Origin of the sequence: Microbulbifer thermotolerans, assembly GCF_001617625.1 — a bacterium.
Taxonomy (GTDB): domain Bacteria; phylum Pseudomonadota; class Gammaproteobacteria; order Pseudomonadales; family Cellvibrionaceae; genus Microbulbifer; species Microbulbifer thermotolerans.
Genome location: NZ_CP014864.1, coordinates 3,409,431 through 3,424,889, shown reverse-complemented (window position 1 = coordinate 3,424,889; position 15,459 = coordinate 3,409,431). Strand labels below are relative to the sequence as shown.

Annotated in this window: 14 protein-coding genes; 8 read left to right on the top strand and 6 right to left on the bottom strand. The window is 60.4% G+C overall.

Annotation, left to right across the window (positions count from 1 at the left end):
• Nucleotides 1–15 precede the first annotated feature (15 nt).
• The 6 genes from A3224_RS14120 to gcvH all read left to right on the top strand — a co-directional run bounded on the left by A3224_RS14120 (nt 16) and on the right by gcvH (nt 6,370).
• Nucleotides 16–1,248 carry a UbiH/UbiF/VisC/COQ6 family ubiquinone biosynthesis hydroxylase gene (locus tag A3224_RS14120; RefSeq protein WP_067155969.1) on the top strand — a complete coding sequence of 411 codons (1,233 nt, stop codon included), beginning with the start codon at nt 16–18 and terminating at the stop codon, nt 1,246–1,248.
• A gap of 171 nt (nt 1,249–1,419) precedes the next feature.
• Nucleotides 1,420–2,364, top strand: coding sequence for a rhomboid family intramembrane serine protease (locus A3224_RS14115; RefSeq protein WP_067155966.1), 945 nt, complete (start codon nt 1,420–1,422; stop codon nt 2,362–2,364).
• A gap of 5 nt (nt 2,365–2,369) precedes the next feature.
• A complete protein-coding gene (locus A3224_RS14110) occupies nt 2,370–3,497 on the top strand; it encodes a hemolysin family protein (RefSeq protein ID WP_067155963.1) in 1,128 nt (375 codons plus the stop codon).
• Between the two features lie 453 nt (nt 3,498–3,950).
• Nucleotides 3,951–4,517 (top strand): CBS domain-containing protein, encoded by a 567-nt coding sequence (locus A3224_RS14105; protein ID WP_067155959.1) that lies wholly within the window; start codon nt 3,951–3,953, stop codon nt 4,515–4,517.
• A 310-nt stretch (nt 4,518–4,827) separates the two neighbouring features.
• Entirely contained in the window at nt 4,828–5,916 is a 1,089-nt protein-coding gene (gcvT, locus tag A3224_RS14100; RefSeq protein ID WP_067155956.1) for a glycine cleavage system aminomethyltransferase GcvT, read from the top strand.
• A 64-nt stretch (nt 5,917–5,980) separates the two neighbouring features.
• On the top strand, nt 5,981–6,370 hold the full coding sequence (gene gcvH, locus A3224_RS14095) for a glycine cleavage system protein GcvH (protein WP_067155953.1): 390 nt from the start codon (nt 5,981–5,983) through the stop codon (nt 6,368–6,370).
• A 90-nt stretch (nt 6,371–6,460) separates the two neighbouring features.
• On the opposite strand, the gene ptsP is transcribed toward gcvH, so the two are convergent.
• Both ptsP and A3224_RS14085 read right to left on the bottom strand, forming a co-directional pair.
• Complete coding sequence (gene ptsP / locus A3224_RS14090; protein WP_067155950.1) at nt 6,461–8,755, bottom strand: phosphoenolpyruvate--protein phosphotransferase; 2,295 nt, start codon at nt 8,753–8,755, stop codon at nt 6,461–6,463.
• Nucleotides 8,756–8,833: 78 nt separating this feature from the next.
• Nucleotides 8,834–9,337 (bottom strand): RNA pyrophosphohydrolase, encoded by a 504-nt coding sequence (locus A3224_RS14085; protein WP_082817633.1) that lies wholly within the window; start codon nt 9,335–9,337, stop codon nt 8,834–8,836.
• Nucleotides 9,338–9,646: 309 nt separating this feature from the next.
• On the opposite strand from A3224_RS14085, the gene A3224_RS14080 reads away from it, so the two are divergent.
• Both A3224_RS14080 and A3224_RS14075 read left to right on the top strand, forming a co-directional pair.
• Complete coding sequence (locus A3224_RS14080; protein WP_067155947.1) at nt 9,647–10,312, top strand: histidinol-phosphatase; 666 nt, start codon at nt 9,647–9,649, stop codon at nt 10,310–10,312.
• Between the two features lie 44 nt (nt 10,313–10,356).
• Nucleotides 10,357–11,532, top strand: a complete 1,176-nt coding sequence (locus A3224_RS14075; protein WP_231902401.1) for an imelysin family protein — start codon at nt 10,357–10,359, stop codon at nt 11,530–11,532.
• Nucleotides 11,533–11,682: 150 nt separating this feature from the next.
• On the opposite strand, the gene A3224_RS14070 is transcribed toward A3224_RS14075, so the two are convergent.
• The 4 genes from A3224_RS14070 to A3224_RS14055 all read right to left on the bottom strand — a co-directional run bounded on the left by A3224_RS14070 (nt 11,683) and on the right by A3224_RS14055 (nt 15,459).
• Complete coding sequence (locus tag A3224_RS14070; RefSeq protein ID WP_074903923.1) at nt 11,683–12,699, bottom strand: GlxA family transcriptional regulator; 1,017 nt, start codon at nt 12,697–12,699, stop codon at nt 11,683–11,685.
• On the bottom strand, nt 12,653–13,204 hold the full coding sequence (locus A3224_RS14065) for an isochorismatase family protein (RefSeq protein WP_067155936.1): 552 nt from the start codon (nt 13,202–13,204) through the stop codon (nt 12,653–12,655). The genes A3224_RS14070 and A3224_RS14065 overlap by 47 nt, the downstream gene beginning before the upstream one ends.
• Nucleotides 13,205–13,368: 164 nt before the next feature.
• Entirely contained in the window at nt 13,369–13,902 is a 534-nt protein-coding gene (locus A3224_RS14060) for a DUF882 domain-containing protein (protein WP_067155933.1), read from the bottom strand.
• Between the two features lie 384 nt (nt 13,903–14,286).
• Nucleotides 14,287–15,459, bottom strand: a complete 1,173-nt coding sequence (locus tag A3224_RS14055) for a L,D-transpeptidase family protein (protein WP_067155929.1) — start codon at nt 15,457–15,459, stop codon at nt 14,287–14,289.

Sequence of the window (15,459 nt, the reverse complement as noted above, 5' to 3'; positions counted from 1 at the left end):
CGGGGCAGATACCCTATGAACCGAAAACGTCAGGATATCACGATTGTCGGCGGCGGCATGGTGGGCATGGCACAGGCTGCGCTGCTCGCGGTGCGCCACCCGCAGTTACAGTTGTCCGTGCTGGAGGCGGCCACCGAAGCGCCGCAGGTGCCGGATGAGCACTACGATGCGCGTGTGGTCGCCCTGACACAGGCATCCCGGGATTTGCTGGAAGAGGCCGGTGCCTGGGGAGAGATAGGCCTGCGGGCCTGTCCCTACACGGAGATGCGTGTGTGGGACGCGGAAGGCACTGGCTCCGTCTGTTTCAACAGCAGGGATGTGCAGTTGCCGAATTTGGGTCATATCGTCGAAAACGGTGTTGTGGCGGCGGCGCTGCGCGCGCGCCTGGAGGCGCTGCCCAATGTGGAATTGGTCAGTGGCTTCCGCCTGGAGAGCTGGTGGCGAGACTGCGGCCACTGGCATCTGCAGCCGCGCAGTGGTCGCACCGATATGCCTGAGGGGCTGGAGGAGCGCGCAGAAGTCGTGCGCACTCGCCTGCTGATCGGCGCCGACGGCGCCCGCTCCAAAGTGCGGGACCTGTTGCGCATTCGCTGTCAGGATACCGACTACCACCAGACGGCGCTGGTGTGCGTAGTCCGCTGTGCAAAGCCACACCGCCACACTGCCTGGCAGCGCTTCCTGAAGACCGGCCCTCTGGCTTTTCTGCCGCTCGCCGGACTCGGCGACGACAATCACTGCGCGGTCGTTTGGTCCGCGGACGAGGAGTTGGCGCGGGAATTGGTCATGTTGGATGATGCCGCTTTCGCGCTGAGCCTGGAGAAGGCCTTCGAAAGTGCGCTCGGCAAGGTGGAGTTTGTCGGCGATCGGCTGTCGTTTCCACTGCGTGCGCGCCATGCGGAGTCCTACTTTGGCCCCGGCGCAGTGTTGGTTGGCGATGCCGCCCACAACATTCACCCCCTGGCGGGACAGGGGGTGAATTTGGGGTTGCAGGATGTGCGTGTCCTGAGTGATGAAATAGGCCGCGCCCTGAAACGTGGACTGGGGCTGGCGGACCCTTCGGTGCTGGCCCGTTACCAACGTCGCCGCCGCGGCGACAACGCCATCACCCTGAAGGCCATGAGCACCTTCAAGTCTCTCTTTGGCGCCGGCGATCTGCACTGGCGCTGGTTGCGCAATACGGGCTTGAGTATGGTGGACGCAAGCCCCATGTTGAAAAAGCGAATTATCCTGCGCGCCATGGCTGTGTGATGCACCGGGGAGCTTATCCTGCGATCTCTTCGCACAAAGGGGGAGCGCACAATAGGGGTGGCGTTTGCAAAAACGCTACCCGTTGGGGCTAAGAGCCCCAGAGGCTGAGTCCAATATAGGGGTGGGCCCGGATAACTGCCGCTGGCGCGCTATCAATAAAAGATCATAACCTTGAGCCACTGGATACCGATTTACCAATTTCCCCTCGACAGAGACCTTGCCGATCTGGCGCACTTTATCCGCCGCCACCGGTTGCCCTTGCGTATAACCGAGGAAAACAATTGCCAGGTTTTAAGCGGGCCTGACCCGCAGCTGGCTGAACTCCTGTTGCCGCTGTTGCGGCGTTGGGATGCCGGTGAGATTGATCTCGCCACAGTGCGCCTGGAACCGATCGACGCACAAGATGCGCGGGCGTCCGGCGCAGTGTCTGATGAAGCAGAGGAGCAGGATAGTGAGGAACTCGGGGATCTTCCCTTGGGCGGATGGCCGTTGCGAAAAACGCCACTGAGCCTGGTTTTGATCGCCGTTTGTTTTATCGGCTGGTTACTTCGGCACTACGGTTTGGTGAATGGTCTGTTGATTTATCCAGACCCTCGTGCTGACTTCCAATTGGGTAGTTCGAGCCTTGCCTGGCACTGGGCGCAGGGTGAGTATTGGCGTCTGTGGACGCCGGCGATCGTACACCTTTCTCTGCCCCATGCGCTTTTCAATGCCTTGGGTATCTGGATCCTGGGCCGCCCCTTGGAGGCCCGTGCCGGCACTTTGCTGTTTGCGCTGTTGGTGTTTGTCAGCGCGGCGATCGCGAATTTGGCGCAGTATTGCTGGTCTCCGGAGATTCAGTTTGGCGGTATGTCCGGTGTGGTATACGCCCTGGTGGGCGCTGTATTCCTGTTGCAGCGCTGGGTACCCGGCTGGCGGGAGCTGCCCGCGGGGCTGGTTCCCCTGGCACTGGGCTGGCTGTTGTTGTGCGCCAGTGGCCTGGTGACTTATGTTATTGGCACGGGTATCGCTAACGCCGCGCATATCGGCGGCTTTATCTGCGGTTTGTTGCTGGCTTTGATTTACTGTCTTGCCGGTGGCGCACACCAATTTATCGGTAAGCCGGCTTCCGGCTGATTTTTATGATTCTACTGATCACCTATATTCTCATCGCACTCGGCTTCTCCTTTTTGTGTTCCATTGCCGAGTCGGTCATCCTCAGCGTGACCACGCCCTACGTCAGCCTGCTTGAACGCGAGGGGCACAGGGCTGGACGCATACTGCGAAAGTTGAAAGAAGACATCAATGCGCCCTTGTCGGCGATACTGACTTTGAACACCATTGCCCACACTGCCGGTGCCGCCGGTGCTGGCGCCCAGGCAGCGGCGGTTTTCGGCAGTCAGTACCTGGGCCTGGCGTCGGCGATTCTGACGCTGCTGATTCTGATATTTTCCGAAATCATACCGAAAACCCTGGGGGCCTTTTACTGGCGGCAACTGGCTCCGCTGACCGCCTATGCCTTGCGCGGGCTTGTGTGGATACTCTACCCCTTTGTGAAAATGTCTGAGTGGTTGACCCGCGGGCTGTCTCACGGCCCGATGCTGACCGGATTCAGCCGTGAAGAATTCGCGGTGATGGCGGAGCTGGGCGAAGCGGAAGGGCAATTGGAGCAGCGCGAGTCGAGCATTCTGCGCAACCTGTTTTTTACCCTGCGTGATCACTCGGTGCGCGAAGTGATGACGCCGCGCACCGTTGTTTATTCCCTTTCCCAGGACGATACGGTGGGCGAGGCCTATGAGGATGTTGAAAAGAGCCGCTTTTCCCGTATCCCTGTATACGAGCGCGGCACGCCCGAGTGCGTGGTGGGTTTCGTGCTCAAGCAGGATCTTTTGCTGGCCTATGCCAAGGGCGAGCAGGATAAAAAACTGGCGGAGTACCGTCGCGATATGTTGATGTTGCCGGAGACGGCAACCATCTACCAGGCTTTCCAGAAAATGTTGGCCCGCCGGGTGCAAATCAGTGCGGTGCTGGATGAATACGGCGGTCTCGAAGGTCTGGTGACACTGGAGGATATTCTCGAGACTCTGCTCGGCGAAGAAATTGTTGACGAGGCGGACAAAACCCCGGACCGCCAGGCGCTGGCCAGGCGCTTGTGGCGTTTGCGTTCAAAGCGTCACGGTCTGCGGGTGGATAAGGCGGCCGAGGCAGAAGAGGGAGCAAAGGCCTTGGATGAAGAGAGCAGTGGGGAACAGCATCGCCCCGGTGGTTGAAATCGCGGAACCCCGCCCCGATAGATGTGTCCCAGGTTTAGATAGTTTTCTGGAATCGCCATAGTGCATACTGGGATCTGCATATTCATACTTCAATCTTTGCTGCTATGTGCGGTAGCGCAGGCCGATCCCGGTGCGAATGTTTTCCAGGCCGACGATTCCGCTGTTATCCAGCTTGCGGACAGCGGTATCGATTCTTCGGCGGGTGAAGGGGGCGGCAACGAGGATTTACACAAAGCTGTCGACCCGGCGGCCTTGCCGTGTGCGGCTCTAACAACCCGTGACCTTTCTACCCGGCGTGCGCCGCGAATTCCCTATCGCGCATGTCCCGCCATACGCGCTCCTCCCGTTCCGGCATAACTCCATTTATTTCCCAATTTTTATTGCTGCGCTGCCAAAGCGCATTCGATTTCTGGCATGTCTGTTGGATGTGCCTCACAGAGAGTTATTGCCATGAAAAAACTGAACGTTTCTCAACTGCAGGATCGCGACAGGTTGGTTTTCCCCGAAGAGTTTACAGAGCTTACCCTGGACTCCCCCGCACTGTGTTTTGTCACCGATTTCAAAAGTCATCACCCGGCCCTGGTGACGCCATCGGTATCTGCCATGCAGGCCGCTCAGATGATGGACGCGGGACGTTTGAACGCACTGCTTGTTCTCGACAGAGACGGTGCGTTTGCCGGCCTGCTCACCGCGGAGGATCTCAGCTATCAAAAGGTGATGCAGTGGGTGGCTGCCGGTGTGCCGCGCCACGAACTGACGGTCGGTGATTTCATGCGCCCCCGCAGTGAACTGAAAATACTGAGTTATCCACAGGTGGAAAAAAGCAGTATCCGCGACGTGCTGGAGACGATGCGCCAGCACGGCCAGCGGCACTGTCTGCTGGTGGATCAGCACAATCACCATGTGCGCGGACTGATCAGTGTCGCGGAAGTGGGCAGGCGCCTGCAGGTCGAGATTGATATCGACAGGGTGCCGACCTTCGCGGAAATCCAGCGTGCGGTGGCACGGGCACACTGATGGAACCGGCGATGGCCGCTAGCGGCCATCGCCGGTATGCAGCGCGATTCCAGTCCAGTGCGGGATAACGGGATGGGTAGCCGCGCTGGCGGTGTGCGAGAGATCAATATTTCATATTGTTATATTTATTCGCTCTCATATGCATTTATGGAATTTACTGGGCCGCGCGGAATCTTTGGCGGCAAGCGCGGCCGAAAGCAGTTTATAGTCCCGGTGCCTGCTAGGCTTGCAGCATAGCGCCGTCTGGTATCACTGGCGGTGGGGCCGGTAGAATACGCGGCTTTCTAGGCTTGCAGATTGAGAGCATCAGATGGGTAACAAAACGCCATTGTACGACACGCATGTCGCCATGGGCGGCAAGATGGTGGATTTCGGCGGATGGGACATGCCGCTGCATTACGGATCGCAGCTGGAAGAGCACGAAAAGGTGCGCACTGACGCGGGCATGTTTGATGTGTCCCACATGACAGTGGTCGATATCGATGGCGACGGCGCCCGCGATTATCTGCGTTATCTGCTGGCCAACGATGTGGCAAAACTGGATGGGGTGACGGGCAAGGCACTCTATACCGGTATGCTGAATGAAAAAGGTGGCGTGATCGACGATCTGATCGTCTACCTCAAGGAGTCTGGCTATCGGGTGGTGGTCAACTGCGCGACTCGGGAAAAGGATCTGGAGTGGATGTCCAGGCAGGCTGAGGCCTTCGATGTCTCCCTGAGCGAGCGTCCCGAGCTGGCCATGGTGGCCATTCAAGGTCCCAACGCGATTGACAAAGTCAAGCAAGTGATGGGCATCGAGTGGGTTTCCGCCATCGACAATCTCAAGGTGTTCCAGAGCGTGGCCCGCGGTGACTGGTTTGTCGCCCGCACCGGTTATACCGGTGAAGACGGCCTGGAGATTATGTTGTCCGGTGAGGATGCGCCCGGATTTTGGCGCGCCCTGGCAGATGCGGGTGTGGCACCCTGTGGCCTGGGAGCCCGGGATACCCTGCGCCTGGAAGCGGGAATGAACCTGTACGGTCACGAGATGGATGAAGATACCTCGCCGCTGGTGGCGAATATGGGTTGGACTATCGCCTGGCAGCCGGAGGACCGCGACTTTATCGGCCGGACTGCGCTGGAGGAAGAAAAAGCCCAGGGTGTTAAAGAAAAACTGGTTGGCCTCGTTTTGAAAGAGCGCGGTGTGCTGCGCGCCGGGCAACCGGTAGTGGTGGACGGCAGTGAAGAGCGCGGTATTATCACCAGCGGCACCTTTTCCCCGACTCTGGGCTACTCTATTGCGTTGGCGAGGGTACCGGTTTCTGTGGGAGACACGGCGCAAGTGGAAATGCGCAAGAAACTGGTGTCCGTGAAGGTGGTGAAACCCTGTTTCGTACGCAACGGCAAATCGGTGATTTGACGGGCCGTCTTGAACTGAACTTCGAAGTCTGAATTATAAAATTACTTAATCGAGGGATCACAGAATGAGTGAGATTCGCAGTGAACTGAAATACCTGTCCAGCCACGAGTGGGCGCGGCTGGAAGAGGATGGCACTGTCACCGTGGGTATCAGCGACCACGCCCAGGACGCCCTCGGGGATGTGGTTTATGTGGAAACGCCGGAAGTGGGAACCACTCTGGCGGCTGGTGACGAAGCCGGCGTTGTGGAGTCCGTCAAGGCGGCCAGTGATATCTACTCACCGGTGTCCGGTGAAGTGATTGAAGTCAACGAGGCTTTGGAGGACGCACCGGAAACCGTCAACTCCTCTCCCTACGACGACGGCTGGTTTTTCCGCGTCAAGCCCAGCGATCCGAGCGAGTTGGATAATTTGCTCGATGCCGACGCCTACCAAAGCGAGTGCGAAGAGGGCTGACCCCCGCGCGGAACACCCATGCTGTCAGCAGGTGTTCCGCCTTGCCTGCGCCCGGTCTGTCCGGGCGAGGGTACTGCCCGTTTGTATCCTTTACTCTTTCCGCACAGCTTTTCCGCTATGGTTGCCGTCCTCTGTCGGCTGTAATAGCGCTTTGAGCCCCACCTGCTTCATATAGGCCTGCACGCTTTTTTCGATTTCTTCCGGACTTTCCATGACCATCACTTGCTTTAGCAGCTCGTCGGTGTCTGCCTTGTTCACCGCGCGGAGGGCTGATTTCACCCGCGGCAGGTTGGTCGCATTCATCGACAGCATGTCATAGCCCATAGCCATCAACAGCAGGGCACCACCGGGTTCGCCGGCTAACTCTCCGCAAATTCCCACCTTTGTTCCGGCAGCGTGTCCCGCCTCCACTACTTGGTGCAGGGCGCGCAATACCGCCGGGTGCAGCGGGTGGTAGAAACTGGCTACGCGGCTGTTGTTGCGGTCCACGGCCAGCAGGTATTGGGTCAAATCGTTGCTGCCCACAGAGATAAAGTCCGCGCGTTCGGCCAGCTCGCGGGCCTGGTAGACCGCCGAGGGTACCTCGATCATGATGCCGAGCGGCGGCATGGCGATGTCGTAGCCTTCCTCCTGCAGTTCCCGGTGGGCGCGCTTAACCAATTTGCGGGCCGCTTCCAGTTCGCCGATGCCGGTGACCATGGGGAGCATGATGCGCAGGTTGTCGAGGCCAAGACTGGCCTTCATCATTGCGCGCACCTGGGCGAGGAATATCTCCGGGTGATCCAGGGTAACGCGGATGCCGCGCCAGCCGAGAAAGGGGTTGGTTTCATCGATAGGAAAGTAAACCAACGCTTTGTCACCGCCAATATCCAGGGTGCGCATGGTCACGGTGCGCGGGGCGAAGGCCAGCAACTGCTCGCGGTAGATTTCCCGCTGCTCTTCCTCCGACGGAAAACGATCCCGCAGCAGGAAGGGGACCTCAGTGCGGTAGAGCCCGACCCCTTCGGCACCGCGCTCCAGGGAGCGCACCACATCCGCCATTAAACCGGTATTGACCATCAGGCGCACCCGGTGGCCGTCGGCGGTTTCGGCGGGCTGAGAGGCCAGGTGATCGAGGTTGCGCGCCAGTTCACGCTCTTCCTCGACGATGTTGTCGTAGCGGCGGCGCAGCTCAGCGCCGGGGTGCACATAAAGTTCTCCCCGGTAGCCGTCCACCACTATATCGGCGCCGTCAATCTGTTCGTAGGGCAGGTCCTGCACGCCCATTACGGAAGGCAGCCCCATGGCCCGGGCGATAATGGCCACGTGGCTGTTGGAGGACCCTTTGACAGAGACCAGACCGGCGAGTTTTTCCTGTGGTACCTCCGCCAATACCGCGGCGGTGACCTCTTCGCCGACCAGTATGGTGTTGTCACTGAACTCCCGCCGACTCTGCTGCTCGCTGCGCAGGTGCATCAGGACTCGCGCGCCCAGATCACGCACGTCAGCTGCGCGATCGCGGAAATAGGAGTCGGACATGGCTTCAAAACGGCGCACATGCTCCAGCATCACCTCGGCCCAGGCGCGCGGCGCGCTGATTTGCTGGCGTATGCGGTCGCACACTTCCGCCGTCAGAGAGTTGTCGTCCAGCATGCTGATATAAGCGTCGAACAGGGCGCGCTCCTCACGGCTCAGCTGATCCTTCAGGCGCTCGCCCACGTCGCGGATCTCTTCGCGGGCACTGGCCAGGGCCGTGTGAAAGAGTGCCAGCTCGGCATCCACGTCGATACAGCAGGAGTAGGGGACAGATGCCAGGTTGGTTGGCGGCGCGACAATATGCACCCGGCCGATGGCGACCCCGGGGGAGGCGGCGATACCGCTGAATTTTGCTTCGCGTCGCTGCTGGCCGATGGCGGCAAGGGCGCCGGTGGCCTCTGCGTGGGCGATGACGCCCGCCAGCTGGGCGGCCAGAGTGACCAGGAAGGCCTCTTCCCCCTCGTCGAAGCGACGCATTTCCGCCTGCTGTACCACCAGTACGCCGAGTACTTCGCGGTGGTGAATAATGGGGGTGCCGAGGAAAGCGGAAAAGCGCTCTTCACCGGTGGCGGGGAAATACTGATAGGCGGGGTGAGCCTCGGCCTGTTCCAGGTTGATCGGCTCTTCGCGGGTGACCACATTGCCCACCAGACCCTCGCCAGGCGCCAGGTGCACTTGGCCGACGGCGTCCGGGTTCAGGCCACGGGTGGCCATGAGGACATAGTCGCCGGACTGCTTGTCGCGCAGATACACGGAGCAGACGCGGGTCCGCATCACCTCGCGCACCCGGCGCACGATGATATCGAGCACCGCGGACAGGTCCCGGGCCGCGTTGACTTCCTGAACGATACTGCGCAGAGATCCGAGCAAAGGCCTATCCTCGTCGTCTGGTGGATTTGTAGTTTAGCTGCCGTCTGTTCGGCAGAGGACTCACCGGTCGCGACGATATTACTCGTGCTCTCGCAGCCAGCGTCTCTCCAATTGTATTTGCTGCGGGGCCAATTCGGTCAGCGCGCGCCGGTATACTTCGCGTTTGAAGCTCACCACTTTGCTGAGGGGGTGCCAGTAACTGACCCAGCGCCAGTGGTCGAATTCCGGCTTACAGCCGTTGTCGAAGCCGATGGCGCTGTCCGGCGCCTCCAGCTTGAGCAGGAACCACTTCTGCTTCTGGCCAATGCACAGAGGTTCGGAGCGCTTGCGCTGCAGCCGCTTCGGCAAGCGGTAGCGCAGCCATCCGCGCGTGCAGGCGATGAGGCTGACCTGGTCGCGGGTCAGCCCCACCTCCTCGTAGAGTTCCCGATACAGCGCCTGCTCGGGAGATTCTCCCGGGTTGATTCCGCCCTGGGGGAATTGCCAGGCGTCTTTGCCACCCACCCGCCGTGCCCACAGCACCTGGCCGCGGGTATTGAGCACAATAATGCCGACATTGGGGCGGAAGCCCTCGGCGTCGATATTGTTGCTGCCGTCGCTGCCGCTTCCCCGGCCTTTCCTGTGGTTGCCGGAGTTCTCGATGCGGTTGGACTGCTTGGCGGTTCTGCGGCGGTGATTTCGCCCGGCTTGCGCCGGTTTGCCGTCGCCCAAAATACCGTCCTCAAATTTATTGTGCGCGGTCGTTTGCCGCGCAAGCTTGTTCCACATTGTTCCACAGCGGGAGGGGTTACGGCAATTCGGTGAACTGTGCCGTGTGAAGTGCGGGCCGGCGGGGTAAAATTGCCCGCCGGCCTGGCGCCGGAATATCTATAGTGGAAGAGGGAGTGCGCGGTGCACTTGGCGATTTTCGATCTCGACAACACCTTGATCGGCGGCGATAGCGATCATGCCTGGGGTGAATTCCTGGTGGAGCGGAGACATGTGGACGGTGAGCGCTACCGTGCTCTGAACGATAACTTTTACCGGGACTACCAGCGCGGTGAGCTGGATATCTTCGCCTATCTGGAATTCGCTCTGGAGCCGCTGGCCCAGCTGTCCCGCGGTCAGCTCAACAACTTGCAGCGGGAGTTTATGGAGGAGGTGGTCAGCGAGATCTGGCTACCGCAGGCGGAGGATTTGATTTCCCGTCACCGCCGCCGGGGCCACCACATTATGATTATCACCGCAACCAACCGTTTCGTGGTGGAACCGATCGCCGAGCGCCTGGGAGTGGACACGCTGCTGGCCACTGAGCCCGAGGAAGTGGAGGGCCGCTTTACCGGGCGCGTGGTTGGTGAACCCTGCTACCAGGGCGGCAAGGTTGTGCGGCTGCATCAGTGGTTGGCGCACAATCCGGGGTTCTCCGCCGCAGAAAAGTGGTTTTATAGCGACTCCATCAATGATCTTCCACTGTTGCAGGAAGTCGATCATCCAGTGGCGGTGGACCCGGACGCGCGCCTGAGTGCGGAGGCCGAGCGCCGCGGCTGGCCGATTATCAGTCTCCGCTCTGGTGGATAAAGAGGAGAATCGATGTGCCGCGCAGGGAAATTTTGGGGAATTTTATGGGCGGAAAAATGACAGGGCGTGGAAAATGGGTGTTGTTATTGGCGCTGCTGACGGGACTTTCGGCCTGTGAGTCCCGCCGTGAGGTGCCGGAGCCGGAGATAAGCACGCCGGCTCCGCGGGTGGTTAATGAGCAGGCGGCGCAAGAACTGTCCCGAGCCTTCTGGGAGGCAGGCGAGGCCGCGGTGAGCGACGCTCAGGGCGCGCTGGAATCGCTGGAACGCGCCGTGGTTACGTTGCTCGACAGCCCCAGCGAGGATCATTTGGAAGCGGCTAAACTGGCTTGGCTGGAGGCGCATCGGGGATTTGCCGCCGCGCTGCCATACATGCGCGTGGCTTTCGCGCCGGCACCGCTTCAGAGCGAGGGGCGGGCGTTGCAGCTGGCGCTGGACAGTTGGCCGGTTCAGCCCGGTTATCTGGACACTGTCCCCGGTTATTCGGACAGCGGTATCGTCAATGACACGGCGATTGACTTGACCCTGGCTAACCTGCGTAAACAACACCGGTTGACCGCGCACGAGGAAGCAAGCACCGGCTTTCACGCGATGGAAGTCATGCTCTGGGGGCCCACCGGCGAGCGCACCGCGGGCGAATTCAAGGCCGTCAGCGAGGGGGAGAAGCCCGAGGCTCTGGCGGTCAACCGCCGGCGTGAGCTGACCCGCCTGATCGGCCGCGCCATGGCCGAGGATATGGATGGGCTAGCGCGCCGTTGGCCTGCCACCGCCAACGATCTATCGCGCCACTACCTGGCACTGAGGCCGGCCGAGCGCCTGCAACAGGTCCGTTCCGCCCATATTGCCGTCGTCGACGAGGAATTGCTGCGCCGCCTGCCGGAGAGCTCCGAAAGCGATGTGGAGAGTCCCCGTGCGGCGGATTCCAAACAAGCGATGTTGGCGATGCTGGCTGTGCTCCGGGATAACTGGGTACCCGCCGAAGGTGGGGGATTGGCAGAATTGCTGCTGGACCGCCACCAGGCTGCTGCTCTGACACAGACATTCGCTCAGCTGGAGGCGTTGATGCTGAAAATGGAGGACCCGGTGGAGCTGGCGGAACTGCGACAGCTTGCCCAGGCGCGCCAGCTGATGGAGCAGCTCGCCGGGTTGATGTCGGGCTCGGCCAGTGTGCCGGCGGACGACGATGAGATGACTCCGGTGAGTCTTCCACCCGAAGACTGAAGACTGGGGCCGGATGAATTCGCGCGAGCGCTTCACTGCGCTGTGGGCGCTCAGATAGTGGTGTGAACAGTTCGCAAGTGACGCGCACTTCCCTGTAGCGCCCGGCCCGATACCCAGGGCCGGCAATGCCCGCTCCAACCTCTGAGCCTCTTATCTGTCCGCAGAGTTTCTGTACGTTACGGGAGCTTCCTTGCCGATAGACTGGCTCGGAGGCCCGCCTCGATACCGGTGCCACAGGCGCCGCAGCTGGCGGGCGGACTCATAACCTACCGCCTCCGCCACCTGGTCCACAGTCATGCCGCCCTCACGCAATAACTGTTCCGCATAAGCCAGCCGAACCTGCTGCAGGTAGCTTTTTGGCGATAGCCCCAACTGTTCCTTGAATAGGCGTGACAGGTGTCTCGGGCTCAAGTGTGACTCCTCCGCCAGTGCCTGCACCGTCCAGGGATAACCTGGGTTCTGCAGTATTCGGTCTTGAAGTTGGTGCAGGCGCTGATTGACGTGATTGCGGTGTTGCAGCCTGATATCTAATTGCGGATCGCCACCACTGCGGCGGTGGTAGAGGACCAGGTCTCGGGCTACTGTATTGGCCGCCTCATAACCCCAGTACATGGCTACCAAGTGCAGGCACAGGTCCATACCGGATGCGATGCCGGCGCTGGTCCAGAGGTTGCCGGAATGGGTAAATAGGCAGTTCTCTTTGACCTGTGCATGCGGAGCCATCGCGCGCAGTTCAGTCAGCAGTTGGTGGTGGGTTGTACAACTGCGGCCATCGAGCAAGCCGGCCTGCGCGGCCAGCAGGGCACCGGAACAGATGCAGGCGGTCAGGTCGGATTGGGCCGCTGCCCTCGCCAGCCATTGGGCCAGCCTCCTCCCGTTCGCGCTGCGCAGTAGCTCGGACGATTTTTGACAGCCGATGACTAACAGCCAACTTCGGGGAGGCAGTATCCGGGGCAGCGGCTCCAACTGATACAGCGCCAGCCCCTGGGCCGCGCAGAGCTCTTTCGAACTTCCGATGAAGTGGGGCTGCACGCCGCCGAGCCGCTGATGTGTCAGTACCTGTGCTGGCCCGGCCAGGTCCAGCAGGTGGACGCCGGGCGGTAGCAAAAACCAAAGGTGTTCAGGTCGCGGTCGCGGTGAAGTCTGCCACTCGGGCGATTCGGGCAAATCGGTTCTCCAGTACCAGTTCGGTTTTCAGTTTGATTTCTTCGGCGCCGAAGAGTACACCGCTGCTTGTGTGGCGCATCGGGAAGGTGTGAGTGGCATCGGTGACAAATACCACCTCAAAACCCAGGTCGCTGGCCACCCTGGCGGTGGCCTCGCAGCACTGTTCGGTGCGCAGGCCGGCAATCAACAGCCGGTTTATGTCCCGCTCCTCCAACCATTGGTGCAGCCCGCTGTCCGTCAGTGCGTTGTGTACCCGCTTGCGGAATTCGGTATCGCCCTTGCGCCTGTCTACGCCGTTCATGGATCTGACCAGTGGTCCGGTCGGATCGAAGGGGCTGCCGCTACGTTCGTGGAGTATATGAACCACCTGCCAGCCCTGGTTGCGGGCGTGGCGGATCAGCCGGTTCAGGCGCTCCAGGTAGATGTCGAAGCCTGTGTCGTCCCAGTAGGGCATGTGGCGGAAGGAATCCTGGACATCGATGACCAGAAGGGCCGTTTTTGCCATTGCTGTTCTCCTGTGTCAATTGAGGACATGATCCTACGCGGTCGCAATGGTCGTGAGGCTGGTCGTTAAGGGCTTTCAGCGGGCGGTTTCGGACATTTCGGGGCGCAGCCGTGCAATGAAAAAAGCCGCCGGGTTGCCCGGCGGCTCTGAGGGGTGAGGTGGGATTACCAGCGGCGAACCGGGCCGGTATCCACGTGTACAAAGTTGCTCTTCGGGTAGTAACCCACGCCACCCGCTTTCAGGTCCAGTGCGGCCCTGCGGAGCTTGGACAGCGGCACACCGGGCATGCGGATGTCCAGTGCCATGCCGCGGGTATGATAACTCCGGCGGGCAACCCCGCGCCCCATGGCGCGCAGTTTCTCATTGGTGGCGGGAGACCGGTAACCGGAAATGATTTCGATCTCGCCGTTAAAGTTCAGCTTTTCCTTCAGCTTGTAGACAATGTCAAACAGCTTCGGGTCCATGCGCGTCACCTCATTGGCGCGGTGGTCGCGCAGCAGACGGTTGAATTTCTTCAGGCCGCTGCTCAAGTAGCCACCATCTGCCCAATAGGCTGTGCTCAGCCTCTCTCCGGTGTGCAGGTTGCGCATTTTCAATGTGCGGGATTTACCCACTTTTGCAAAAGTCGGCCCGGCACTGACCGCCGCAACTGTTGCGCAGGTTGCTGCCAGGAATCGACGTCTGGATGGATTTTTCATACCGGTTTCCGCCTCGTCGTGGATCTCTTTTATGGGGTTCCCTTGGCGCGCGTTGCGGCTCTGGGTACGGCGAAAATGTACAAAAAATAACCTGTGGTTACAAACTGATCAGTGCTAATTCGCAAACAGTCCTAGGAAAGTCTTGGGATTTTGTTTCCTCTCAGACTAAGTGGGTTCTTGGGAAATCTGGGTATTTTCGGTGGCTGGAATCCAGAAATGGAGACAGCGTTGTCATTTATTGCGATTGCATTGAAAAAAAATTTTTTTGTGACTGATCAGTGCTAAACCGTGCCCTGCAGTCGTTTTTCGGGGGCTGTGGCATACCCGCCCCAAGGCTTGCTCCACAACCGCTGGAGTTCCCGCGCCGAGGGGGTTGTTGGTGGGCTACGGGGTGTCCAAATGGTAAATATCGCGACGAAACTGCGGGCGTCCTTCGTTATCCACCCAGGCGGTGAGATAGGTGATAAAGAGTCGTGGAGGCTTGTCGACTCTGACGTTGAGTGTCTCGTTGCCGGTGGCGGTCTGGGCGATACGGGTTCTGTCCCACCCCTGAGAATTCAGCAGTGCGTAGGCCAACTCTTCCGGTTTTTCCAGGCGTACGCAGCCGTGACTGAAGGCGCGCTCTTGCATTGCGAACTGGCTGTGGGCCAGGGTGTCGTGCAGAAATATGGCCTGGTTGTTGGGGATCACAAATTTCACTTTTCCCAGGGCATTGTCTGGGCCGCTCAGCTGGCGCAACGTGGCACCTCCCTCCGCGGCGCGGGCGATGCTGGCGTCGGAGATGGGGGCAATATCGCCGCCGCGATAGTTGATTACCCGGTAACCGCGTTTGTGCATGGCCTCGGGATTATTGCGCGCCTTGGGTAGCAGCTCTGTGAGCAGTATATTGCGCGGCACAGTCCAAGTGGGGTTGAAAACCACGTTGGTGATGCGGCTCTTCAGTTCGGGGGTGCGGCTGCTGGTTTTGCCGACCACGATTTTCATACTGAGGGCCACCCGGCCCTTGTCGATCAGCTGCAGCCGGTAGTCCGGCACATTGACCAATACATAGCGTCCGTCGGCTGGCAGAGAAAGCTTGTCCCAGCGTGATGCGTTTAGCTCCAGGCGGCGTGCGCGTTCCTTCGGCGGCACTGCAAGCGCCGCTAGTGTGGCGGGCCCGGCGACACCGGTGACCGCCAGACCGTGGCGCATTTGGTAGTTCTCCACTGCCCGTTGCAGGGCGCTGTCGAAGCGCTGGCGATCCGCTACCCATTCCGGTAGGGGGCCAGGTGTGCCTTTGTAGTCTCCATAGAGTTCGAGCAAGTGGCGCAGTTGAGTTACTCTCTCCCCCCTATCCCCCGGGGCGAGTGGCATTTCTCCGGACAGTGGCCGCCACTGTTGTTGTAACTGGCGGTAGCGATCCGCGGTGCGGCGCAGTGCCGCGCTGACATCGGCGGGAACCAGTGCCGGCGCCCCCTGCGCTGGTGTGTGTGCAAGCAGAGGCGTGGCGGTCGCCGCCAGAATAAGCAGGGTTGCCAGCCAGTGGCCCGGTCGGAAACGGGCTTGTCTCTGTGTCAT

Excerpts from the sequence above, each read along its gene's own strand:
- A3224_RS14120 (WP_067155969.1), top strand. The coding sequence starts at position 16 with ATGAACCGAAAACGTCAGGATATCACGATTGTCGGCGGCGGCATGGTG.
- A3224_RS14110 (WP_067155963.1), top strand. The coding sequence starts at position 2,370 with ATGATTCTACTGATCACCTATATTCTCATCGCACTCGGCTTCTCCTTT.
- A3224_RS14105 (WP_067155959.1), top strand. The coding sequence starts at position 3,951 with ATGAAAAAACTGAACGTTTCTCAACTGCAGGATCGCGACAGGTTGGTT.
- gcvT (WP_067155956.1), top strand. The coding sequence starts at position 4,828 with ATGGGTAACAAAACGCCATTGTACGACACGCATGTCGCCATGGGCGGC.
- gcvH (WP_067155953.1), top strand. The coding sequence starts at position 5,981 with ATGAGTGAGATTCGCAGTGAACTGAAATACCTGTCCAGCCACGAGTGG.
- A3224_RS14075 (WP_231902401.1), top strand. The coding sequence starts at position 10,357 with ATGGGCGGAAAAATGACAGGGCGTGGAAAATGGGTGTTGTTATTGGCG.
- A3224_RS14065 (WP_067155936.1), bottom strand. The coding sequence starts at position 13,204 with ATGGCAAAAACGGCCCTTCTGGTCATCGATGTCCAGGATTCCTTCCGC.
- A3224_RS14060 (WP_067155933.1), bottom strand. The coding sequence starts at position 13,902 with ATGAAAAATCCATCCAGACGTCGATTCCTGGCAGCAACCTGCGCAACA.
- A3224_RS14055 (WP_067155929.1), bottom strand. The coding sequence starts at position 15,459 with ATGACACAGAGACAAGCCCGTTTCCGACCGGGCCACTGGCTGGCAACC.